The following is a 22851-nucleotide window of genomic DNA, read 5'->3' as shown; positions in this document are numbered from 1 at the left end:
TCTCCTCCCACCGGGTCGCGGCCGTATATCTAGAGTTTGTCCTTTGCATTCCTCCTTCAAAGGACTTTCACGGAATCCTCGCCAATGACCCCAACCGTTAACGCAAAAACCGTAACGCGCAACGTCGGCTGGAGCGTTCTTTCCAAGACAGGGACATTCGGGCTTAAATTTGTCACGGTGCCGATTCTGGCCCGCATTCTGTCTCCCGAGGAGTTCGGCGCCGTCGCCGTTGCGCTCACCGTGGTGCAGTTCCTCGCCATGATCGGCGGCGCCGGCCTCACCTCCGCACTCGTCATCCAGCAGGATGAGGAGATGGAAACCGTGCACTCGGTTTTCTGGGCAAACCTCGCCATCGCGCTCATGATGGCGCTCGGACTGTTCGTATTTGCCGAGCCTCTGGCCACGCTGCTCGGCGCGCCGGAGGCTGCCTACCTGCTAAGGATCATGAGCCTGCTGATCCCGCTGCAGCTCGGCGGCGACGTCGCCTATTCGCTGCTTGCCCGGAGGATGAATTTCCGCAAGGACGCCGTCTGGAGCATGATCTCCGAATCGCTCGGTGCCGTCATTGCCGTCCTTCTGGCGCTGCTCGGTTTCGGCATATGGTCGCTGCTCGCCCAGCTTTTCGTCTCGGCGCTGGTGCGCCTGTCCGGCCTCTATGCCGTTTCCCGCTACACACCGCGCTTCGTATTCTCGCTGCAACGCGTTCTGGCGCTCAGCCGCTTCAGTTTCGGCATGATGGGCTCCGAGATCGCGAACTTTATCACCTTCCAATCCCCGATGGTCGTCATATCCCGCTATCTCGGGCTGTCCGACGCCGGTGCCTATTCGGCGGCGAATCGGTTCGCGAGCATCCCGAACCAGGTCGTCCTCTCCGCCGTCATGGGTGTGCTGTTCCCAACCTTCGGCCAGATGATGCATGATCGCGAGCGGCGATCACAGGCGCTGATGCTTAGCACTCAGGTGACCACCGTCCTGCTGGCGCCGATGATGTTCGGCCTCTGGGCACTTGCCGAGCCGGCGATGCTCGTACTTTTCGGGAGCCAATGGGCCTATGCCTGGCCGGTCCTCGGACTTCTCGCGCTATCGAAAGGGATTCTCACCCCCTGCAGCACGTTCATCCCCTATCTGAAGGGGGTCGGCCAGGGAGCCGTCCTGTTCTGGTGGGCGCTGATTCGCGCGATTGCGACAACGGGTGCGGTCGCCTACGGAGCCATCGACGGCTCGCTGGTGGAGGCGATGATCTGGCTGTGCATCGTCAATGCCGTAACGCTTGTCGGATACTCCTGGGTGGTGTTTCGTGCCGACAGCACGCCCTTCGTCAAGGGCTTGTTCCTATCCAGCCGGCCGATGATCGCGGCGCTGCTGATGGCGCTCGTCGTCCGTTTCCTGCTCGAGCATTTCGGCGCCCATGTGCCGAACGCCGTTCTGCAATTGGTCGCCGGAACGGTCATCGGCACCGTGATCTACACGGTTCTGATCCTTTTGACGGAGCGATCGCTGTTGCGGAGGCTCCTGGAAATGGCGCGAGCACGCAAGCCGAGAGCCGCTCCCGCAGGAGCCGCCGAATAGTCAGACGAGCCCGACTGTTGAGAAAAACGGACGAGTCGTCCCGCCCTTTTGTTACCGCCAGGGCGCGGCCGCGGGAACGGTTTGCGGCACGCCGCGTTACAGTTCGACGGCAACAACATGGATGGTCGAGATGAAAGGCATTATTCTTTGGTTGATGGGCGTTCCCCTCATCGTCATTATCCTGCTCTATATGTTCGTCTTCTGACCGCGCGGCATCGCGAATCATCCGCCTGACGAGCAAAAGTCGCGCGACTACACGCGCTCAGTCACGCCGTTATGCACGCCGCGGTGGCATTCACCCATAGTTTTGAAGGATGTGAATGGCACCCACCTGGGTTAGCCTGTTCGGGTAATTCAGCTGGACGGGGATGGGGCATGATCGGCATCAAAAGCGCGGTAGCTGCCGGCGGCAGGCGCGCACAGCACTCGGCACGACCGGTCTCTGCCGGCGCGCGGGCACTCGGCGCCGCTCTGGCGACGCTTCTTATGACCCATAACGCCGAGGCCGCAGATCCGATCATTGGTCACGCCTCGGTGATCGACGGCGATACTATTGAAATCGCGGGCGAACCCGTCCAACTTAACAGTGTGGACGCGCCGGAAGAGTGGCAGGTCTGCCTCGATGAAAAAGGAGCAGATTATCGGTGCGGCAAGGAATCGGCCTCGGCCCTGGATGCATTCTTGTCGGCATCCCGTCCGACCCGCTGCGAGTTTGCCGGACGGGATCGTTACGGCCGCTTCGTCGGAACGTGTTTCCGGGCGGATGGCAGGGACGTGAACCGCTGGTTGATCGAGTCCGGCAATGCAGTCGATCGCGACACGGACAACAAAGGCCTCTATGCATCCGCGCAGCAAACTGCCAAATCGAACGGTGCCGGAATCTGGCGCGCATAGCCCGAACACGCCTGCGCGGCGCGCGTCGGCCGCTTAAACCGAAAGCCGAATTGTTGAAGGCTGCAAACGAGAGCCAATGATCTTAGAACTCTGGATCCTGTGCGCCATTGTTACCGCCGTCGTCGCGGCGGTCCGAGGCGGCCATAGTCTGCTCTGGCTGCTCATCGGCTGTCTTCTCGGGCCGATCGGTGTTCTGGCGGCGATCTTCGTGCCTTCGCTCAAATCGAAGGACCCTTTGGTTGCGGCAAAACGCCAGAGCGAGGTTGACGAGCTGGCGAAGCCGCTTCGCGAAGGCGACACCAAGACCGTCTCCGCAAAGCCAAAGGATCGCTGAATCCCGATAATTTCAGGTCGGACCGTGCGCCCTTGGAGCGACCTATGGCCTGGCTCCGCCGACTGCAGGGGCTAGGCCGTTGAGCGTCATCTTGATATTCTTCTATGGTACGGCTATTATCCGTACATATAGAACGGAGATCGTTATGGCCCAGATGCAAGCTAATCGTGACGACCGCATCGAACTGCGCACCACGCGCGACGAAAAGCGGCTTCTCACCGCCGCCGCCGCCCATGAGCGGCTGGACGTAACCAGCTTCATCATGCGCGCTGTCCTGCCGGCCGCGCGCGAGGTGGTTGAGAACGCGGAACGTATTTCGCTGTCGGAGCGGGATTCCCTGCGCGTGCTCGATCTTCTGGAAAATCCGCCGGCCCCGACGCCGGCTCTGCTCGCCGCAGCCCGCCGCCGTATCGCACGAGACGGCAAGAGTGCTTGACTGGCGGGAGGAACCTATCGGACGCCACCATGACCGCAAGGCGTTCGATTGCGGCACGCCGGAACTGAACGAGTATCTACGCCGGCACGCCCGTCAGAACCACGAAGGCGGCGGCTCCAAGACCTTCGTGGCGGTGGCTCCAACCGCGCCCGAAACCATACTCGGCTACTATTCCATCAGCCCCGCTTCAATTGCCTTCGCAAAAGTCCCCGCCCCCCTGACCAAAGGATTGGGCCGCTACGAGGTCGCCGTGTATCGGCTTGCCCGTCTGGCGGTGGCGCTTCCGCTGCAGGGTCGGGGGCTTGGCGGCGATCTTTTGCTGGCAGCCGGTGCGCGAGCGCTTGCCGTTGCCGCGCAGGTCGGTGGGGTGGCGCTTGCCATCGACGCCAAGGACGAGAAGGCGGCGTGCTGGTACGAGCGTTTCGGCGCAATGCCGCTGCTCGACAGCAGCCCCCTTAGCCTGATCCTGCCATTCAAGACCATCATCGACGCTCTGGATGCCGCGCAGGGCGAATAGCCGATCAGAAAAGGAACAACGAGACCGTCTCCGCAAAGCCAAAAGATCGCTGAAGCCCGATAACGACCTATGGCCTAGAGTCTGTCAGGTTTATGTTGAAACATATCCTGCATGCCTGAGATAGGCGGCGCATTCGTGCGGGCTGAAGGCTTTGAGGACTTCGCCGAGGCGTCTCCATGTCGCGTCGACGCTGCGCTCGTCGGATTTGCGCAGCAGGGTCTTCAGTTTGGCGAACATCATCTCGATCGGATTGAGGTCGGGGCTGTAAGGCGGCAGGAAGAACAGATGGGCGCCGGCATCGCGGATGGCGTTGCGCGCAGGCTTGCCCTTATGGCTGCCGAGATTGTCGAGGAGGACGATATCGCCGGGATTGAGGGTTGGTGCCAGGCATTGCTCGACCCAGGCGGTGAAGGCAATGCCGTTGATCGGGCCATCGAGCACGAAGGGCGCGACGATGCGGTCGTGGCGCAGCCCGGCGAGGAAGGTCAGCGTCTTCCAATGGCCATGCGGTACTCTGGCGAAAAGCGGCTGGCCGCGCTGACACCAGCCGCGGGTGCGCGTCATGTTGGTTTTGACCCAGGTTTCGTCGACGAACACCAGGCGGCGCGGATCAAGTCGATGTTGATGGGTCTTCCAGCGGCTTCGGAACCGCGCCACCTTCGGCCTGTCCTGTTCGCTGGCGATCAGCGTTTTTTTTAAATGTCTTGCCTTCGCGGCGCAGGAAACGCGAAACGGTGTCATGAGAAACATCGATCCCGGCCGCCTTCAGATCGGCGGCAAGCGCCCGCACGGTCCAATCGGGCTTGGCCGCCAGCCGACGGTGAACCTCATCGGCCGCCGCGCCCCGCAGCATGGGTTTGACATGGCCACCCATCTTGGCCGGCGCCAAACCGCGGCCGGACCGGTCGAGCTGGCCGATCCGCACCGCCGTCGCCGCTGATATTCCAAAGCGCAACGCTGCCGCCCGCACCGTCATGCCTCCTGCCAAGGCGTCGGCGACGCGCTGGCGTAAATCAAGAGAAAGAGGTCGCGCCATCATTGCTGGCCTCCTCACCAGCAATGATCTTGAATCACAATCGAAGCAAAAAGGGAATCCCGGTTCGATTCAGCTTAAGGCTGACCGACTCTAGCTCTGCCGACTGCACGGCCCTCAGGCCTGTTGAGATCGAATACCCGCCGCCGCTTGTTGAATTCCTCATTCCTGCGCTTGTCACAGGAATCCAGCCAGACCAAGTCCTTGGGCTGAAAGAACGCTTCCCGCGCCGCAGACGCGGCGCTGCTTTCATCTGTGACAAGCACAGAGATGATCGGCTACGATCAAAGGAAACATGCAGTGGGCGCACGGTGGTACTCAAGAAATTCAAGCGCATCGCCATTCGCCCTCTCGACAGGGACGGTGGATACGGCATCTTTCGGGCGCACGTAGCTTCAAAGGGCTATAGCGTTTCACTGTTTCACAGGAACAGTGAACCACTCTCGACCCGGAACCTGCAACCGTCAGCGAGCCGCTGGCTGAAACAGCTCCACGACATTGCCGGAGGGATCGATCAGCAGTATCTGCGATCCGCCGGGTCCGGTCACGACGTCGTTGCGAAACCTGACGCCGGCGACACGCAGGCGCTCGACCTCGACAGCCAGGTCGTCGACGATGAGATGAATCCGGTTCCAGCCGCCCGGCGAAGGACGTTCGCCGTCCGGCATTGGCCGTCCCGCAGAGCTCAATGGGCCGCTCAGCAACAGCCGCAGGGCACCCCGCCTGACATCCGCGAAAGCGGGAGCGTGGTTGGAGAGAAGCGAAAAGCCGAGATACTTCGTGTACCATTCGACCGCAGCCTCGACGTCGTCCACCATATAACGCACGTTGACGGTTGTTTCCGACATTCCCGCCTCCCGATCCGAGTTCACCAGAACAGCCCAAATACGCTACCGATTTTCGCGCGATTACTGGCGACGTCAATGTCCCTTTCGCGGCTGCTGGTCCCCACCTCGTGCGGCGAGGGGCGGCCCGCACGTGAGACGGGCCGGCACTCAATCGGCGATGCGTTTCACCATGATGACATCGTCAATCTCCCGGCCCTCGTGAAGAAAACCGCCTGGAATGCGGCCGGCTAAAGAAAAGCCCTCGCGATGGTAAAATCGGATCGCCGTCGGGTTGTCGGCGCTGACGGCAAGCTCCAGCTGTTTGATGCCCTCATTTCGTGCGTAATCCGCGACAGCATCCAGAAGCCGCCTCGCGAGCCCGGTTCCGCGCAGTTCCCGGCGCAAATAGACCATGACGAGCGTCGCGCGATGCGCCATCTTGCTGGCGCTCTGACGCATCAGGCCCATGATGCCGACTGGGACATCGTCCTGGAAGGCAACGAAGACGGGGTTGCCGACGGTTCTGCGCCGCCACTCCTCGTCCGGCAGCTTTTCCCAATCTTCGGCGCTGCTGGCAAAGGAGGCCGGCTCCGTCCGAAGCGCCTCCAGCCGAATGCTGCGGAAGGTCGCGACATCGTCGATAACAAGCAGTCTGATCGTCGTGCTCACGATCACGCCGCCGGGTCGAAGAGGGCCATGTCGATGTCGGTCATCTCGACCCGGCGCTCGAAGGCGACCCCGTTCTCGTCGAAGAGATGGCAGTCGGCGGCGCGGATGCCGGTCCTGATCGTTTCCTCCGCACGGATCGCGAGCGTTCCCGGCAGCATGGCGCAATAGTTCTCGCCCTCCCCGTCGAGCGCCACATAGGCCACGGTGTGAGCGCCGAGACGCTCGATTACCGATGGGGTGACCGTCAGCGTCAGATCGGCGGCACCCATCTGGATGTGTTCCGGCCGGACTCCGAGCGTCAGGGTTCGGCCGGCCATGCCTGCGCGGGGCATGACCGGCACAAGGACCGTCTGCCCCTTGTAGTCCACTTCCACGCCGGCCTCCGTGACGCGGGTGCAGATGACCGGCAGGAAATTCATCTTCGGGTGCCCGATGAAGCCGGCGACGAATATATTGGCGGGCTTGTGATAGAGCTCGAGCGGTGCTCCCGTCTGGGCGATCTCACCGGCATTCAGCACGACGATCCGGTCCGCCATCGTCATCGCCTCGACCTGGTCGTGCGTGACGTAGATCATCGTCGCCTTCAATTGCCGGTGCAGTTTCGCAAGCTCGATGCGCATGTCGGCGCGCAATGCCGCGTCGAGGTTCGACAGAGGCTCGTCGAAGAGGAAGATCTTCGGCTCGCGCACGATCGCCCGCCCGATTGCCACACGCTGGCGCTGGCCGCCTGAAAGCATGCCGGGCTTCTGCTCCAGCCGCTGGTCGAGATGCAATATGCGGGCGGCATGCTCGACCTTCGCCTTCAGTTTCTCCTCGGGCATTTTCTCGACCCTGAGCGGAAAGGCGATATTCTCGAACACGCTCATGTGCGGGTAGAGTGCATAGGACTGGAAGACCATGGCGATGCCCCGCCTGACCGGCGGCAGATCGTTGACGCGCTTCCCGTCGATGACGATGTCGCCGGCGGTCGTCTCGTCAAGCCCCGCGATCATTCTGAGCAACGTGGACTTGCCGCAGCCAGAGGGTCCGACAAAGACCACGAATTCGCCATTCCCGACTTCGAGCTCGATGCTCTTCAGCACCTCGTAGGTGCCGTAGAATTTCTGAACCTTGTTGAGAGTGAGCTGTCCCAATAATCTGTCTCCGGCCACCGGCGCAGCGGCATAGCCGCCAATAGGGAAGGCGGGACCGCCGAGCCGAGGCCCTGCGGTCCCGGCGGGTTTATTTGTACTGTTCGAGGTCGGCGGCCGCCTTCTTCAAGGCATCCGCCGGCTCGGCATTGCCGGTCACCACCGACTGGACCATCTCGATCATCGTGTTCTGGAAACCTTTGAAGTCCTTGAAGAGCGGCTCCGGACCACCATAGGCTATCCCGTCGATAAACGGCTTCCAGGACGGATCGGCCTTGACGAATTCGTCTACCTTCGGAGACGGCCGAAGCGGCGTCAGACCTGCACCGCCCTGCAACTCGTACTCGCCCTGCGGGCCGGGAGAGGTGATGAACTTGGCGAACTCGATCGCTTTCTCCTCGACACCCGTATCCTTGAACACCACAAGGCTGTCGGTGATCAGCAGGGTGCCTTCACCCTTGGCCGAAGGGCCGAGCGGCAGCGGCGCTACACCCCAATTGACCTTCGTTTCCTTCAGTCGGGCGGCAGCCCCGGAGCCCGACTGGATCATGCCGACTTTCCCGTCAAGGAAGATGGCGCGGATTTCATTCTGCTCGTAAGCCGTCGCCCCTTCGACCGAATAGGGGGTGATGTCCTTGTAGGCCTGCAGGGCGGCAAGGACTTCCGGGCTGTCGATGACGATATTGTCGCCGTCGATGACCTTGCCGTTATTGGTGTAAACCCAGTGCATGAACTGGTGCATGGTGTTGTCGAAGGTCTTGGCCGGAAGTCCGTAGCCCGCAATACCGGTCTTTTCCTTGATCTGCTTGGCGAAGGCGATCTCTTCGGCCCAGGTTTTGGGCGGGACTTCCGGATCAAGACCGGCCTGTTTGAAAAGGTCCTTGTTCCAGTAGAGCGCCTTGGTGGAAAACGCGATAGGGACACCCCACTGCGTTCCCTCGAATGTCACCGTGTCGACGATATTCGGATAGTAGCCTTTTTTCTCGTTCTCGGTCATCGGGACCGGAACGATCAATTCGTTCTCGGCGAACTCCTTGAGCGCGCGCGATCCGACATAGGCCATGCCGACCGGCGTCCCGGCCACGGCAAGCGTCGTCGCCTTGTCCTGACACTGAGCCCAGCCGACGACTTCGGGCGTGACCTTCCAGCCGGGATTCTTCCCCTCCCATTCCTTGATGTATTTCTCGTGGATAGGATCGATCGTGTCGCCGCAATAGATCCAGCTGATCTCCTGGTCCGCGGCCTGTGCGGCGACGCTGCCGAGAGCGGTCGATCCGAGCAGCGCAAGCGTAAAAAAGGTAGCTTTGCAAGCAATAGTCACTGATGAAACTCCCCTGTTTTAATGGTTGCTTATTGTTTCACCGCGCCGGCGGTCAGGCCGCTGACGAGATAGCGTTGAAGGAAGAAAATCACGATCACGGCCGGAGCGATGCCGACGAAGCTCGCCGCCATGAGCTCGTTCCAGACCACCTCCTGCCGGCCGAAATAGGCGAAAAGGCCCACGGGCAGCGGCATGTACTCGCTCTTTGAGTTGAAGGTCAGCGCGAAAATGAACTGCTGGGCATAGGAGCCGATGAAGGTCGTGATTGCCACAACGGTGATACCCGGCATGGCGATCGGCAGGATCACCCGGCGAAGCGTGTAGAAATGGCTCGCACCGTCGACGAAGGCTGCCTCGTCCAGCTCGCGCGGGATGCGCATCATGTAGGTGCGCAGAAGCCAGATAGCAGAGGGGATCAGGAAGGCGACACCCGGCACGATCATGGCAAAATAGGTATTCAGCACGCCGAAGCTGCGCATCAGCCGAAAGAGGGGGATGAGCAGCACGGCGCCCGAGAACATGTTGACCGCCAGGAAAGCGGCAAGCAGCGCCCCGCTGCCACGGAACCTGAAGCGCGCAAAGGCATAGGCCGCCGGCACCACCAGCACCAGCACGACGGCTGTCACGATGATGGAAATGAAGAAGGAGTTGAAGATATAGCGCGCGAAGCCCGGCACGCTCACCCACATGGTGCGATAGGCTTCGAAGGAGCCGTCCTCGGGCCAGAAGCGGTAGGGAGAGGAAAAAAGGCGGCTCAGCGGCTTCAGAGATACGAGGAAGCCTTCGACGAAAGGCGCGAGAATGAAAGTGAGGAAGACGAAGATGCCCGCATAGATGCCGACGAGCTCGTACCAGCGATAGCGGTTGATCATTGCGGGCTGGCTCATCGGCTTTCTCCCGTGGCAAGACGGTGCGTGACGCGGAAATAGGCGATGCAGAAGATCGACAGGAAGATGCAGATCAGCACGGCGCGCGCCGCGCCCTCCCCGTACTTCTTCGAGCCGATCGCGGTGCGGTAGGTGTCGATGATCATCGTGGTCGTGTCGCCGTTCGGCCCGCCCTGGGTCAGGATCCAGATGATGTCGAACGAGTTGAAGGTGGCGATCAGCGACAGCATCGACATGGTGATCATCGACGGCACGAGGAGCGGCAGGGTGATGCGGCGAAAGCGGTAGAAGCGCCCTGCTCCGTCGGTCCAGGCGGCCTCGTAGAGATCCTGCGGGATCGCCTGCATCGAGGCGAGCATGTAGAGCGTTACCAGAGGCACGCCGATCCAGACGTCGGTGACGATGGTCGCCCAGAAAGCGGTGGAGCCATGCGCCAGGAAGGCGACCGGACCGTCCACAAGCCCCCAGTTCTGGAGCATACCGGAGATCATCCCGAACTGGCCGTTATACATCCAGCCCCACATGAAGATGCCGATCGCCATGGGCACGATCCACGGCGGCATGGTGAGCAGGCGAAAAAGCGCCCGCCCCGGGACTGCGGCGTTCAGCATCACGGCGCCGAATGTGCCGATGATCATCTTGATCGTCACCGAGAAGGCGGTCCAGACGAAGGTGCGGAGGATCACTTCCGCGAAGGTGGCGTTGAAGATCTTGTCGTAATTGGCTGTGCCGATCCAATTGGTCGTCTTCTTCAGCGAGGCATCGGTGAAGGACAGGACGAAGGTATCGACCAGCGGATAGGCGACGATAACCGTCACGTAGAAAACGGCCGGAAGCAGCAGGATCCAGGCGAAGATGATCGTGCTGCGCCGAACGCTCATCCCCTCCCCCTCTCAAGCCGCACGGGCATGCAGGGCTTCATCGAAGCGGTCCCAGAGGGGCCGAAGATCGACGACTGTCCGTTTCATCCGCGCCTCATCCATGGACAGCGCCAGTATGCCCGCTTCCAGCGCGTCGAGCGGCGAGACCGGCAGGGGACCGCCATCCCGCACATGCGCGATGATCTCGGCCGCCATCTGCTCGTCGGCGCCGTAGTGTTGCGAAAGCGCCGTCTCCTTGGCGTAGCGCTTCTCGACGACCTTCCTGCCCGACAGCACCTCGTGCACGTCCAGATAGCCGCGAATGAAGTCGCCCTCCGCCATGCCGCGCGATCCGACGACGCAAAAGCGGCGGAACTGGTCCGGCACGTTGAGGTTGGTGTGGAAGTTCATCGCGACGCCGTTGGCATATTCGACGATGGCGACCTGATAGTCGATGATGTCGCCGTCACTGTCGAAGACCTTGTCGGAACCGAGCCAGCCGCTCGGCTTGCGGTGGAAGAGCTGCAGGTCGTTGACGCCGTCGCGACTGGGGTCATTGGCCGGAATGAAGCTCTTGCGGCCGCCGAAACTGGCGACGCGTTCCGGCCGCGCGCCGACCACGCCATTGTAGAGATCGAGATCGTGACAGCATTTCTCGAGCATGAAGCTTCCGGCATAACGTCCGTAGCGGCGCCAGTCGCGCATGAAGAATGCGCCGTGATAGGGCTCTATGTGCTCGGCGGCCTCGATCGAAACCACGTGACCAAGCGTTCCCGCGGCTTGCGCAGCGCGCAGGTCACGATAGAGCGGCGCATAACGCAGCACGAGACCGACCATCAGCCGGTCGGGCCCGTGTTTCGAAAGCAGCGCCGCAAGTTCCAGGCTCTGCTCTATCGTGCTGACGATCGGCTTCTCGCAGAAGACCTTGATGCCGGCCTCGAGACCGATGCGGATATGATCGAGATGCATGTGGTTTGGCGAGCCGATCATCAGGAGATCGAGCTTTTCGCCGGCGATCAGCTCTTCAGGCGTGGCGTAGGCCCTGCCGGCGGAAATGCCTTTTTCGGTAAGCGTGGCAAGGCCGGCTGGTTCGGGATCAACATATCCCGCGATCTCGAAGGCTTCGTCGATCGCCTTGAAGACATAGCCCAGATACCCTAGACGGAATCCGAGTCCGATTATCCCGACTTTCATGCTCGCGCTGTTCCCTTGTCTCGGCGTAATTATTTTTCGTAGACTGGGACAGATTTTTCACCTCGTCAATAAAAAATCGGAAATTGCGGCAGATTGTGAAATTCATTTTCATTCTCAGCCGTCAAGCTTAGCGCACGCGCAAGCAGCGGCCCAACCCATCCCTCAATCCGATTGGACGCGAGGCGCTTCAGATGTGCGCTCGACCGGCGAATGCCCGTTCAAGCCCCTGGAGCGCATCGTGAATGAGGACGGCCAGCGCGCCGACGATCAAGCCGCCCTGGAGAACAAAGGCGAGATTGTTGGACTGAAGTCCTGCGATGATGACCTCGCCAAGCGTCTTGGCCGCGACGGTCGAGCCGATCGTCGCCGTCGCGAGACTGATCACGACGGAAAGGCGGATGCCTGTCAGGATCACCGGCAGCGCCAGCGGAAGTTCGATCCTGAAGAGCCGCTGGCGCCCGGTCATTCCCGAGCCGCGTGCGGCCTCCATCACCGTCGGCGGCAGCGTCGTCAGACCGGTCAGGGCATTTTCGAAGATCGGCAGAAGGCCGTAGAGGAAGAGCGCGATCAGGGTCGGCTTCTCGCCGAAGCCGTAAATCGGGACCGCAAGCGCGAGGACCGCCACCGGCGGGAAAGTCTGGCCGATGTTCACCAGACTGCGCGAGAGCGGCAGAAACTCGGCGCCGGCCTTCCGCGTAACGATGATCGCCAGTGATACGGCGACGAGGGTCGCGGCCACCGTCGCGACGAATACAGTCCGCAAGTGCAGGACCGTCAGCCAGAACAGGCTGCCCTGGTTGTAGATGGCCGGCGCGTTCTCCTGCACCAGAGGTTTAAGCAGCGGTTCGAACCAGGCGGGCTGCAGCAGGAAAGCCAGCAACACGGCGAGCACGGTCAGCCGAAACAGATTGGGCAGCGTGGCCATCACTGCCGCCTCGCCGCACGCTTCACGATCGCTTCGAGCGTGATCTTGCCCAGGATCGCGCCGTCCGCCGCCGCGACCGGCAGTGCCGAGCGGCCCGTCCACAGAAGCTCCGACAGCGCGTCACGCTGGCTGAGAACCTCCGGGACCGGCCGGCCCTCGGCCGAGCCGGGCTCCACCGCCTCGCCGACCGTCTCGATGCCCAGCAGCCGGAATGGACGCTCGCTGGCGCCGACCAGCGTCTCGACGAAGGGTGTGGCGGGCCTGACGAGCATTTCGGCGGGCGTGGCATATTGCACCACCTCGCCCTTGTCCATCACCGCGATCCTGTCGGCAAGGTGGAAGGCCTCTTCCATGTCGTGCGTGACGAGGATGATCGTGGTGCCGAAATGTTTCTGGATGGCGGCGAGGTCGTCCTGCGCCTTGGCGCGGATGATCGGATCGAGCGCGCCGAAGGGCTCGTCCATCAGGAGCACGTTGGGCTCCGCCGCCAGTGCCCTTGCAACGCCCACCCGCTGCTGCTGCCCGCCGGAAAGCTCGTGGGGGTAGCGCGGTCCGAATTCCGCGGGATCGAGCTGGAACAGCTTCAGCAGCTCCTCGACCTTGGCATCGATGCGGGCTTTTTCCCAGCCGAGCAGCGTCGGCACTGTTGCGATGTTCTGCGCGACCGTCCTGTGCGGGAAGAGGCCATGGCCCTGAATGGCGTAGCCGATCCGCCGGCGCAGCTCGAAACCGGGAATCGACCGATTGTCCTCCCCGTCTATCCTGATCGTCCCGGCCGTCGGCTCGACGAGGCGATTGATCATTCTGAGGAGCGTCGTCTTGCCGGAGCCGGAGGTTCCGACGACGACGGTGACCGTATGCGGCGCGACCGTCAGCGACACGTCGCTCACGACTGCCGTATCGGCATAGCGCTTGGTTATTCCCTCGATTTCGATCATGCGGCGTTGCCTCGGCTGCGGTTCGGCATGGTCATCTCGATCAGGGCGTCGAGCACGATTGCGGCGGTAAAGGCCAGTACGACGGTAGGAATGGCACCGAGCAGCACAAGGTCCATCGCCGTCTGACCCACCCCCTGGAAGACGAAAACCCCGAACCCCCCGCCGCCGATAAGGGCGGCGATCGTCGCAAGCCCGATGTTCTGCACCAGCACGATGCGGATGCCGGTCAGGATGACAGGAAAGGCCAGCGGAAACTCGATCGCGACCAGGCGCTGCCGATCCGTCATGCCGATGCCTCGCGCCGCGTCGGTGGCCGCGTGCGGCACGCCGGCAAGCCCGACGACCGTATTCGCGACGACAGGCAGCAGGGAGTAGAGGAAGAGCGCGACGAATGCAGGGGCGGCCCCGATGCCGCGGATGCCGATCGCCGCAGCGCCGGGAACATTCGCCGCGACCCAGCCGAGCGGCGCGATCAGAATGCCGAACAGTGCAATGGAAGGGATCGTCTGGATGGCATTCAGGACATTGAGCACGCCGGCCCGCAACCGTTCGACGCGGTGACAGAGAATGCCGAGCGGCAATCCGACGACGGTCGCCGCGCCAAGCGAGCCGAGCGCCAGCGTCACGTGACGGCCCGCCTCGGTCCAGAACAGTTCGGCGCGGTTGGCATATTCTTTCATGATCGAAAGGTCGTCCCAGCGGCCGGTGACGAGCATTCCTCCAGCGAGGACGAGGACGCCCGCGAAAACGAGAAGCCGCAGACCAGGCCCCGGGTTGAGGCGGGTCAAGGCGTCCGCGAGCAACAATGAGAAGGCAAAGACCAGGACCCAGAAGCCGGAAGCCGGAGACACGCGTGCAAAGCTGTTGTCGGGCGGCGTCAGGTGATCGGCTGCCACTCCGATCAGAAGAGCGAGAGCTGCCAGCGCAGCCAGTGCCACGCCCATCCGCAAGAGGCGCGGCGTCCTCCCAAACGCGATGACAGCGCCGGCGACCACGAGGGCGAGGAGCCCGTAGCCGAGCGGCGGCGGAAGTGCCTCCAGGATGGCCCGCGCTTCGCCCTGAATGATCCGGTTTGCACGAAACGTCGCGAAAGGAGCAACGAAAGCGCCATAGAGGACGAGGATCGCGATGACCAGGCCGAGCTTGTCGAAACGGAAGGCCAAGCGTTCCTTTTTCTGGATGATGCCAATCGCCATTCAGCCGTCCGTTCGACGCAGGGTGAGGGAGAGCGCGGTCGAAGTCTTATCGGACCAGCGCCCTTCCCCGGCGTCAAGCTATTTCAGGAAGCCGTTCGCCTTCAGGAAATCCTCGGCAACGGCCTTGGCCGACTCGCCACCGACCTGCACGCGGCCGTTGAGCTCCTGCAGGGTGGTGAGGTCGAGCTTTTCGAAGACGGGCTTCAGGATCTCTTCGATCGCCGGATTTTCCTTGAGAACCGCCTCGCGGATGATCGGCGCCGGCTGATAGACCGGCTGGACGGCCTTGTCATCCTCGAGAACCACGAGACCGGAGGGCGCGATCCCTCCATCGGTGCCGTAGACCATTGCCGCGTTGGCGCCGTTCGTCTGGTTTGCCGCAGCCGCGATCGTCGCGGCGGTATCGCCACCAGAGAGCGTGATGAGCTGTTCCGGTTTCAGCTTGAAGGAATAGGTGGTCTGGAACGCAGGCAGGGCGGCGGCGGAGTTGACGAATTCGGACGAAGCCGCGAGCACGACCTCGCCGCCGTCAGAAACGAATTTGCCGAAATCCGAGAGGGTCTTGAGGTTGTTCTTCTCGGCAACGTCCTTGCGCAGCGCGATTGCCCAGGTGTTGTTGGCCGGAGACGGCGTCAGCCAGACGATCTTGTTGGCGTCATAGTCGAGCTTCTTCGCCTCTTCATAGGCTTTCGCCGCATCCTTCCAGGCCGGGTCGTCGGCCTTCTCGAAGAAGAAGGCGGCGTTGCCGGTATATTCGGGATAGATGTCGATCTCGCCGGCGATGATCGCCTTGCGCACGACAGGAGTGGCGCCGAGTTGCACGCGATTCGTTGTCTTGATGTCGTTGGCGTTCAGGACCGAGAGGATGATGTTGCCGAGAACGCCGCCCTCCGTGTCGATCTTCGAGGAAACGACGACGTCGGCTTCGGCAGCCGCGGTGGTAAGTGCAAGCGCAATGGCGGCACCGATCAGTGTCCTGGTGAAGTTCAGTCGCATGATTGTCTCCCTCGGTTTTGATCTCGAATTTTGATCACGCTTTCCGCGCTGCGTCCGGCCAAGACGTTCCATATATGTCAGCTTTCCGGAAAAAATCGAGCTTAAGCTGTCTGCACTTGATATCCGTTCCATGGCGCCCTCCGGATCGGGCCGCGCGCGTCGCCGTCAATGCGCATTGCAATCGGACGCAATGTGGACCACTCTTCCGCCCGGCGCCAGCATCTCCTCGGGGGTTGTCATGAACAAGCATTTCGATGCGATCATCATCGGTGCCGGCCAGGCGGGACCTTCACTCGCCGGACGGCTGTCGGATGTGGGCAAGACCGTCGCGCTGATCGAGCGCAAGCTTTTCGGTGGCACCTGCGTCAACACCGGCTGCATGCCGACCAAGGCGATGGTCGCGAGCGCCTATGCGATCCACACCGCCCGACGCGGAGCCGAATACGGCATGACGACAGGGCCCGTCTCGGTCGATTTCGGTCGCGTCATGGCGCGAAAGGAAAAGGTCCGTCTCGATGCCCGCTCAGGCGTCGAGAAGTGGCTCAAGGGTATGAAGAACTGCACCGTCTTCGAGGGCCACGCCCGTTTCGAAGGTCCGCGTGACGTCCGCATCGGCGACGAACTGATTTCGGGGGAGCGGATCTTCGTCAATGTGGGCGGCCGCGCCGCGGTTGCCGATCTGCCGGGCGTGACCGAGATTCCTTATCTCACCAACAGTTCGATCATGGACCTTGACGAGCTGCCTGAACATCTCGTCGTGGTGGGCGGCAGCTATATCGGGCTCGAATTCGCCCAGATGTTCCGCCGCTTCGGCTCCGACGTCACCGTCATCGAAAAGGGCCCGCGGCTGATCGGGCGGGAGGATCCGGAGGTCTCCGACGCGATCCGTGAGATCCTCGAGAACGAGGGCATTCGAATACGCGCGAATGCGGAATGCATCCGCTTCTCGAACCATGCGGACGGCATCGTCGTGGGCGTTGATTGCACGTCGGGCGAGCCCGAGGTGACCGGCTCGCATGTGCTGCTTGCAACCGGCCGCCACCCCAATACGGATGATCTAGGCCTGGACAAGGCGGGCGTGAAAACCGACGAACGGGGCTATATCGAGGTCGACGACAGCCTGCGCACCAATGTTCCCCATATTTTCGCAATGGGCGACTGCAACGGCCGCGGCGCCTTCACGCACACGTCCTACAACGACTTCGAGATCGTTGCCGCCAATCTCATCGACGACGATCCGCGCCGGGTGAGCGACCGCATCCAGACCTACGCCCTCTATATCGACCCGCCGCTCGGCCGCGCCGGCATGACCGAAACCGAGGCCCGCAAGAAAGGTCACAAGCTCCTGATCGGGACGCGCCCCATGACACGGGTCGGCCGCGCGGTCGAAAAGGGCGAGACGCAGGGCTTCATGAAAGTCATCGTCGATGCGGAAACCAAGGACATCCTCGGCGCATCGATCCTCGGAACGGGCGGCGACGAGGCGATCCAGAGCATTCTTGACGTGATGTATGCGAAGAAGCCCTACACGACGATCGCCCGCGCGGTGCATATTCACCCGACCGTATCGGAACTCATCCCCACGGTGTTCGGAGATCTGTCGCCGGCGTAGCGTCGGGGGATTGCCCCTCATCCGCCTGCGGCACCTTCTCCCCGCAAGCGGGGCGAAGGGACCCTTGGGTCCCTCCGCATGCTTCAACTCCGCTGGAGAACTGTGGCCGCGCCGCTTGTCCCTTCTCCCCGTTTCGGACGGGGAGAAGGTCGCGGCAGCGGGATGAGGGGCAGCATCCGGCCTGTCGTTCTTGGGTGGAACGCGGTCCTCGCCGGCTCCGGTCAAGCCCTTTCGCTGAACCACCTCAGCGACATGCAGGAAAGCCCCGCGTCGATCTTGCCTATTTCCGTGGTCTTCAACGGCACGACCCTGTAGCCCGCCTTGTCGAGCATCTCGATCGTCCTGGGAAAATCGGAGCCGACCAAGACCACGTCGTTGACGCGCAGCGCGTTGGCGGCCGGCTCTTCGCCCTCCGGAATGACCATCTGCCGGAACTTCCCGAAGACGCCGGATCGTACAAGACGATCGGTGGAAAGGATCGTCTCGTCGTCGAGGAGCGAGCAGTCGGTCTTGAAATGCAGGACGCCCTCCGGGGTCGCGACGACCTCGCTCTTGCGCCCGAGCTTTTCGAGGCAGGCCTGCAGCGCCGCCGCGCCTGCCTTGTCGGTTCTCGCCGACAGGCCGATCATCACGCTTTCCCGCGTCGTCAGCACGTCGCCGCCGTCCGCATAGCCTTGCGGCAGGTCGAGCACCGTCTCGAACATGTCACGCAGCGTCGGCGCGATTTCCTCGACTTCCTTGACGCGCGTGGCCGCTCCCGGCCGAAGCAGGACCGCCCCCTCTGTGAAGACCAGAGCGGGGTCCTCCACGAAAATCGAGTCCGGAAAAGTCTCGAGCGCCGGCAGGACCGTTACCTTCACGCCGGCATCGCGCATCGCCTCGACATAGGCGTCGTGCTCGGCCTTCACTCCCTCATAGGTGGGGCTGCCGCGATCCTCCGCGCGCAAGCCGTTGACGACCGATCGTGACGGCGAACGCACGATGATGGAATTGAATCGATAAGCCGGACGCGTCATTGCGGACTCTTCTCCCTCAGTTTGACTTTTATTTAAGCCGACACAGTGCTTACGAAATCCGGACTGCCGCGCAAGGTGTTGCTGACTGTGCAGATCTCCTCCTCCGCCGCCTCCATGATGGCGTGGCGTACGGTGTCGTCGAATTCGCCCGTGATAACGAAGGCGATGTGGAACCGTGCGACCCGCGACGGTTCGTCATGGGCCTTCTCACCGGTCACCTTGACCGAAACTTCCGCGAGCCGGTCGAGCACGCCGAAACGGCTCGCGGCGATGCGGGCGCTGAGCACCAGACAGCTCGCGAGCGATGCATAGAGAAGGTCCAGCGGCCCGAATCCCGGCTGCGAAGGACTGGTGACGATAGCGAGTTCGCCGCCGGTCAGCGATCTCACATGCGGAAAGCCGGTGCGGCCGACGACGGCGGTTGCGCCAGTTTCCCGCGTCCTTACCTTGAGCTCGGCCATGGGCGTAACCTCGCGCGGCTCAGACGTTTTCCGGCGGAACGACGCCCTTGGTGAAAAGAAAGCAGCCGTAGAAGCGGGTCTCGCCGGTGGTGATGACGCAATAGGCCTTCTTTGCTTCCTCGTAGAAGGCAAAGCGCTCGATGCCGTACATCGGAGCGGGCTTCCCTTCGGCGCGGTCGATCTCGGCCTGCACCTCCCGCTGCACTGCCGGGACCTCGTCCGGCGCCCCCATGACTTCCATGCGCCCGGCCGAAGGCTGAAGCGGCGTGTCGAGGGGCAGGACTGAAAGGATGGCCCTTGCCGCGCGCGCCGCCGAAACATTATCGATGTGCAGCAGTTTGCCGAGCGTGGTCTGCCGCGCGATGGAATCCGATGGGAAATTGGTATCGGAAATCACCAGCGTGTCGCCATGGCCCATCGATCGCAGCGCGTGCAGCACATCGGCATTGAGAGCCGGGTCGATATTCTTGAGCATTCCTGTCCTCCTCCACTGCAAAGCGCGGTCGCATCAGGCCGTTTCTGGCGCGCGCCGTCAACAGCCTGTTGCTCTTTCTCCACGCTTCGATGGGACGACCACCCGCTCATCCAAGAGCGGGATGCTATTCGCCGTAGGGAATCCAGATATTCTTGACGTCGACCGCTCGCCGCAGGAACGCCTGCCCTTCGGCGGCCGAGCGATTCGTCCAGTCGATCGCCCTGCCGTAATCGACGAAGGTACGCTTGAGATTGCCGACGGACAGCTTCTCGACCAGTGTCGAAAGCTCCGGCGAGCCGAACGCCCATAGCGCGTCCACGTCGTTGTGCGCTGCGAGTGCCTTGGCGAGTTCGATCGCAGATCCGGTGACGATATTGATGACGCCCGGCGGCACGTCCGAGGTCTCGAGGACCGAGTAGAAGTCGGTCGCAGCCAGAGGATGCGCTTCGCTCGGCACGGCGACCACCCGGTTTCCGACCGCAATCAGCGGTGCAACGAGACTGACAAGTCCGAGCAGCGGTGCTTCCGGGGGGCAGATAACGCCGACGACGCCTTGCGGTTCCGGCATGGCCAGCGCGACGCCGCGCAAGGGCGGCTGGTGCACGGTGCCCTCATACTTGTCCGCCCAGGCTCCGTAGCTGAAGAGCCGCGCGATCGAAGCTTCGACCTCCGCTCGGGCATTGGCTGCCGAAGCCCCGGTCATGGCGGCGATGCGGTCGGCGAATTCCGCCCCGCGGCTGCTCAGGTTCTCGGCGATGTAATAGAGGATCTGGGCGCGATTATGCGCAGTTGCCGAAGACCAGCCCGTGGCGCCCCGCGCCGCAACGACGGCATTGCGGATATCCTTGCGGTTGCCCTCGCCGACTTCGCCGATCACCTTGCCTTTCGGGGAAAGCACAGGCCGCGAATAGTTCCCGTCCGGCCGAGCCTGCTTGCCGCCGACGAAGAGCTTGGCAGTGCGGTCGAGCGCCGGAACGGCGAAATCACCGGCGGCCTGCTTCGGGGCCGGCAAGCCGTACTCGGCGCGCAGCTTGCGCCCCATCCAGGCCCTCGGCTTCAGATATTCGTAGCAGCCTTCGCGCCCGCCCTCGCGGCCGAAGCCGGACTCGCGCTTTCCGCCGAAGCCGCTCGATGCATCGAAGAGGTTGGTCGCATTGACCCAGACGACGCCGGCCGCAAGCTTGGCGGCAACATGCAGGGCAAGACCGATCGTTTCGCTCCAGACGCTGGCCGCAAGGCCGTAGCGGCTATGATTTGCAAGCTGGATGGCCTCCTCCGGCGTGCGGAAGGTCATCGACACGGCCACCGGCCCGAAGATTTCCTCGGTCGCGACGACGGAAGTCGGCTGGACCCCGGTCAGCAGCGTCGGCCGAAAGAAGCTGCCGCCCTTCGGCAGTTCGATCTTCGGCTGATGCATCGAAGCGCCTTCGGCGACACCCTTCGCCACCAGCTCTTCGATGCGCTGGAGCTGCACCGGCGCGACGATCGCCGCCATATCGATCGCCTTGTCGAGCGGATGACCGACGCGGAGCGTCTCCATGCGCCGCTTCAGGCGATCATGAAAGACCGGCGCCACGCCCTCCTGCACCAGAAGGCGTGAACCGGCGCAGCAGACCTGGCCCTGGTTGAACCAGATCGCATCCACGACGCCCTCGACCGCCGCGTCGATATCGGCATCGTCGAAGACGATGAAGGGCGACTTGCCGCCGAGTTCCAGCGTCAGCGACTTGCCGCTCCCTGCCGTCTTCTCGCGGATGAGGCGTCCGACTTCGGTCGAGCCGGTAAAGGCGATCTTGTCGATATCCTCGTGTTCGACGATCAGCGCCCCCGTCTCGCCCTCGCCCGTCACCACGTTCAGCACGCCCGCGGGGAGGCCCGCTGCAGCGGCAAGCTCCGCGAAGAGCAGCGCCGTCAAGGGCGTAAACTCCGCAGGCTTCAGGATGACGGAATTACCGAGCGCCAGCGCCGGGGCAACCTTCCAGGCGAGCATCAGGAAGGGGAAGTTCCAGGGGATGACCTGTCCGACGACGCCCACGGGCACCTGGTCGGCGAATTCCGTCTCCTGCAGCTGTGCCCAGCCGGCATGATGATAGAAGTGGCGAGCGGCGAGCGGAATGTCGATGTCGCGCGTTTCCCGGATCGGCTTGCCGTTGTCGAGCGCTTCGACGACCGCGATCAGGCGCGCATGGCGCTGGATCATTCGCGCGAGTGCATAAAGGTGTCGGGCGCGCGCATGTCCGGAGAGCTTGGCCCACGGGCCTTGCGCCTTGCGCGCCGCCGCCACCGCCGCGTTCACGTCGTCGCGCCCGCCATGTGCGATTTTCGCGAGCAGTTTGCCCGTCGCCGGCTCGAACGTGTCGAACGTCTTGCCGGAAACCGACCCGACAGAGGCGCCGTTGATGAAATGGCCGAACTTGCCTTCATGCCGAGCGAGCCAGGCGCGCGCCTCGGTGTCGGCTTCGGGGGCCGGGCCATAGGACATATCGTCGAAGAAAGTGGCAACGCTCATCTGATTATCCGATCGGGTGTCTGTTGAGGGCCGAATACGCGCCGCTGACATGATGTTCGAGCTGTCGCTCGATATCGGCGAGCAGGCTCGATGCGCCGACGCGGAAAAGGTCGGGCTCGAGCCATTCCCGCCCAAGCTCTTCCTTCATGAGGAACTGATAGTTCAGCACGTCCTTCGCGACGGAGATGCCGCCGGCCGGCTTGTAGCCGACCTTGATTCCGGTTCGCTCCTCATAGGCCCGGATCATCCTGAGCATGGCGAGCGTGACGAGCAGGGTCGCGTTCACCCCTTCTTTTCCGGTCGACGTCTTGATGAAGTCGGCGCCCGCCATCATGCAGACGAGCGAAGCCCGCGCGACGTTGCGAAGCGTCTTGAGATCGCCGGTCGCGAGGATGGCCTTGACATGCGCATCGCCACAGGCCGCACGGAAATCGCGCATTTCGTCGTAGAGCGCCTGCCAATTGCCGGTCAGGACGTGCTCGCGGGTAATGACGATGTCGATTTCCCGAGCACCATCGGCAACCGAGGCCTTGATCTCCCTGAGCTTGACGTCATGGGGAACGAGACCTGCCGGAAAGCCCGTGGACACTGCCGCCACCGGAATTCCGGAGCCCTCCAGGGCCTCCACCGCGGTCGAAACGAAGCGATGATAGACACAGATTGCGCCGGTCGTGATACCTCGATCGCCCATGCCGAGCGCTTCGAGAATGTCCTGACGCACCGGCTGGCGCGCCTTTGCGCAGAGGCGTTTTACGCGCTCGGTCGTATCGTCGCCGTTGAGCGTCGTGAGATCGATGCAGGTGACGGCTTTCAAGAGCCAGGCGGCTTGCGCATCCTTCTTGACGGTGCGCCGGCCAGGCAGCGTCTGAACGCGGCGCTCTGCCGCAGAGAGATTGACGCGCTGATCGAGCACCCAGGACAGGTCGAGCTCGACACCGTCATTGCGCGGCCAGTTGTGGCCCGCGCCGGCGGGGTGCACCGCCGCGCTTCTCAGAGCAAGGTCTTCCAACCGATTTCTCCCCTCTACCCGGACCACCGGCGGCGCGCTTCAA

General features: G+C 62.7%; 23 protein-coding genes. 6 read left to right on the top strand and 17 right to left on the bottom strand.

Features of this window, described 5'->3' with window-relative positions; translation table 11 throughout:
* Positions 1-84 precede the first annotated feature (84 nt).
* The 5 genes from exoT to ACFHWW_RS21515 all read left to right on the top strand — a co-directional run bounded on the left by exoT (position 85) and on the right by ACFHWW_RS21515 (position 3750).
* The gene (gene exoT, locus ACFHWW_RS21535) at positions 85-1569 is read left to right on the top strand and encodes a succinoglycan biosynthesis transport protein ExoT (RefSeq protein WP_379940715.1); all 1485 of its coding nucleotides are present in this window, start codon (positions 85-87) and stop codon (positions 1567-1569) included.
* A gap of 375 nt (positions 1570-1944) precedes the next feature.
* The gene (locus ACFHWW_RS21530) at positions 1945-2463 is read left to right on the top strand and encodes a thermonuclease family protein (RefSeq protein WP_379940713.1); all 519 of its coding nucleotides are present in this window, start codon (positions 1945-1947) and stop codon (positions 2461-2463) included.
* Between the two features lie 76 nt (positions 2464-2539).
* Positions 2540-2797 (top strand): hypothetical protein, encoded by a 258-nt coding sequence (locus ACFHWW_RS21525; RefSeq protein ID WP_324763764.1) that lies wholly within the window; start codon positions 2540-2542, stop codon positions 2795-2797.
* Positions 2798-2942: 145 nt separating this feature from the next.
* Positions 2943-3233 carry a DUF1778 domain-containing protein gene (locus ACFHWW_RS21520; RefSeq protein WP_018097027.1) on the top strand — a complete coding sequence of 97 codons (291 nt, stop codon included), beginning with the start codon at positions 2943-2945 and terminating at the stop codon, positions 3231-3233.
* On the top strand, positions 3226-3750 hold the full coding sequence (locus tag ACFHWW_RS21515) for a GNAT family N-acetyltransferase (protein ID WP_100670374.1): 525 nt from the start codon (positions 3226-3228) through the stop codon (positions 3748-3750). The genes ACFHWW_RS21520 and ACFHWW_RS21515 overlap by 8 nt, the downstream gene beginning before the upstream one ends.
* Positions 3751-3840: 90 nt before the next feature.
* Here ACFHWW_RS21515 and ACFHWW_RS21510 read toward each other — a convergent pair.
* From ACFHWW_RS21510 to ACFHWW_RS21455, 12 genes are all read right to left on the bottom strand, one after another.
* Positions 3841-4786, bottom strand: a protein-coding gene (locus tag ACFHWW_RS21510) for an IS630 family transposase (protein ID WP_379940710.1) whose coding sequence is annotated in 2 segments (ribosomal slippage) — positions 3841-4446 and positions 4448-4786 — 945 coding nt in all. Because the reading frame shifts where the segments join, the coding sequence is not laid out codon by codon here.
* A gap of 461 nt (positions 4787-5247) precedes the next feature.
* A complete protein-coding gene (locus ACFHWW_RS21505) occupies positions 5248-5631 on the bottom strand; it encodes a VOC family protein (protein WP_379940708.1) in 384 nt (127 codons plus the stop codon).
* A 147-nt stretch (positions 5632-5778) separates the two neighbouring features.
* A complete protein-coding gene (locus tag ACFHWW_RS21500; RefSeq protein WP_379940706.1) occupies positions 5779-6279 on the bottom strand; it encodes a GNAT family N-acetyltransferase in 501 nt (166 codons plus the stop codon).
* Between the two features lie 2 nt (positions 6280-6281).
* Positions 6282-7412, bottom strand: coding sequence for an ABC transporter ATP-binding protein (locus ACFHWW_RS21495; RefSeq protein ID WP_379940704.1), 1131 nt, complete (start codon positions 7410-7412; stop codon positions 6282-6284).
* An 88-nt stretch (positions 7413-7500) separates the two neighbouring features.
* On the bottom strand, positions 7501-8730 hold the full coding sequence (locus ACFHWW_RS21490) for an ABC transporter substrate-binding protein (protein WP_379940702.1): 1230 nt from the start codon (positions 8728-8730) through the stop codon (positions 7501-7503).
* A 29-nt stretch (positions 8731-8759) separates the two neighbouring features.
* Entirely contained in the window at positions 8760-9617 is an 858-nt protein-coding gene (locus ACFHWW_RS21485) for a carbohydrate ABC transporter permease (RefSeq protein WP_100670384.1), read from the bottom strand.
* A complete protein-coding gene (locus ACFHWW_RS21480) occupies positions 9614-10498 on the bottom strand; it encodes a carbohydrate ABC transporter permease (protein WP_100670386.1) in 885 nt (294 codons plus the stop codon). The genes ACFHWW_RS21485 and ACFHWW_RS21480 overlap by 4 nt, the downstream gene beginning before the upstream one ends.
* 12 nt (positions 10499-10510) lie before the next feature.
* Positions 10511-11671 carry a Gfo/Idh/MocA family oxidoreductase gene (locus ACFHWW_RS21475; RefSeq protein ID WP_338283904.1) on the bottom strand — a complete coding sequence of 387 codons (1161 nt, stop codon included), beginning with the start codon at positions 11669-11671 and terminating at the stop codon, positions 10511-10513.
* A 187-nt stretch (positions 11672-11858) separates the two neighbouring features.
* A complete protein-coding gene (locus tag ACFHWW_RS21470; RefSeq protein WP_100670392.1) occupies positions 11859-12596 on the bottom strand; it encodes an ABC transporter permease in 738 nt (245 codons plus the stop codon).
* Positions 12596-13534, bottom strand: a complete 939-nt coding sequence (locus tag ACFHWW_RS21465; RefSeq protein ID WP_018097037.1) for an ABC transporter ATP-binding protein — start codon at positions 13532-13534, stop codon at positions 12596-12598. Before ACFHWW_RS21465 ends, ACFHWW_RS21470 begins: the two co-directional genes overlap by 1 nt.
* The gene (locus ACFHWW_RS21460; RefSeq protein WP_379940698.1) at positions 13531-14730 is read right to left on the bottom strand and encodes an ABC transporter permease; all 1200 of its coding nucleotides are present in this window, start codon (positions 14728-14730) and stop codon (positions 13531-13533) included. Before ACFHWW_RS21460 ends, ACFHWW_RS21465 begins: the two co-directional genes overlap by 4 nt.
* A gap of 78 nt (positions 14731-14808) precedes the next feature.
* Positions 14809-15726 carry an ABC transporter substrate-binding protein gene (locus ACFHWW_RS21455; protein WP_018097039.1) on the bottom strand — a complete coding sequence of 306 codons (918 nt, stop codon included), beginning with the start codon at positions 15724-15726 and terminating at the stop codon, positions 14809-14811.
* 238 nt (positions 15727-15964) lie between these two features.
* On the opposite strand from ACFHWW_RS21455, the gene ACFHWW_RS21450 reads away from it, so the two are divergent.
* Positions 15965-17338, top strand: a complete 1374-nt coding sequence (locus ACFHWW_RS21450; protein WP_379940696.1) for an FAD-containing oxidoreductase — start codon at positions 15965-15967, stop codon at positions 17336-17338.
* Between the two features lie 221 nt (positions 17339-17559).
* On the opposite strand, the gene ACFHWW_RS21445 is transcribed toward ACFHWW_RS21450, so the two are convergent.
* From ACFHWW_RS21445 to deoC, 5 genes are all read right to left on the bottom strand, one after another.
* Positions 17560-18354 carry a dimethylarginine dimethylaminohydrolase family protein gene (locus ACFHWW_RS21445; RefSeq protein WP_379940694.1) on the bottom strand — a complete coding sequence of 265 codons (795 nt, stop codon included), beginning with the start codon at positions 18352-18354 and terminating at the stop codon, positions 17560-17562.
* A 32-nt stretch (positions 18355-18386) separates the two neighbouring features.
* Positions 18387-18815 (bottom strand): OsmC family protein, encoded by a 429-nt coding sequence (locus tag ACFHWW_RS21440; RefSeq protein WP_379940692.1) that lies wholly within the window; start codon positions 18813-18815, stop codon positions 18387-18389.
* A gap of 19 nt (positions 18816-18834) precedes the next feature.
* A complete protein-coding gene (locus ACFHWW_RS21435) occupies positions 18835-19290 on the bottom strand; it encodes an RbsD/FucU family protein (protein ID WP_100670404.1) in 456 nt (151 codons plus the stop codon).
* 124 nt (positions 19291-19414) lie between these two features.
* The gene (locus ACFHWW_RS21430; RefSeq protein WP_379940690.1) at positions 19415-21799 is read right to left on the bottom strand and encodes an aldehyde dehydrogenase family protein; all 2385 of its coding nucleotides are present in this window, start codon (positions 21797-21799) and stop codon (positions 19415-19417) included.
* A gap of 4 nt (positions 21800-21803) precedes the next feature.
* Positions 21804-22808 (bottom strand): deoxyribose-phosphate aldolase, encoded by a 1005-nt coding sequence (deoC, locus tag ACFHWW_RS21425; protein ID WP_275599044.1) that lies wholly within the window; start codon positions 22806-22808, stop codon positions 21804-21806.
* Positions 22809-22851: the final 43 nt, after the last annotated feature.

The organism is Sinorhizobium sp. P24N7, assembly GCF_042436655.1.
GTDB lineage: Bacteria > Pseudomonadota > Alphaproteobacteria > Rhizobiales > Rhizobiaceae > Sinorhizobium > Sinorhizobium meliloti_A.
This window is presented reverse-complemented; position numbering and strand designations above follow the sequence as displayed.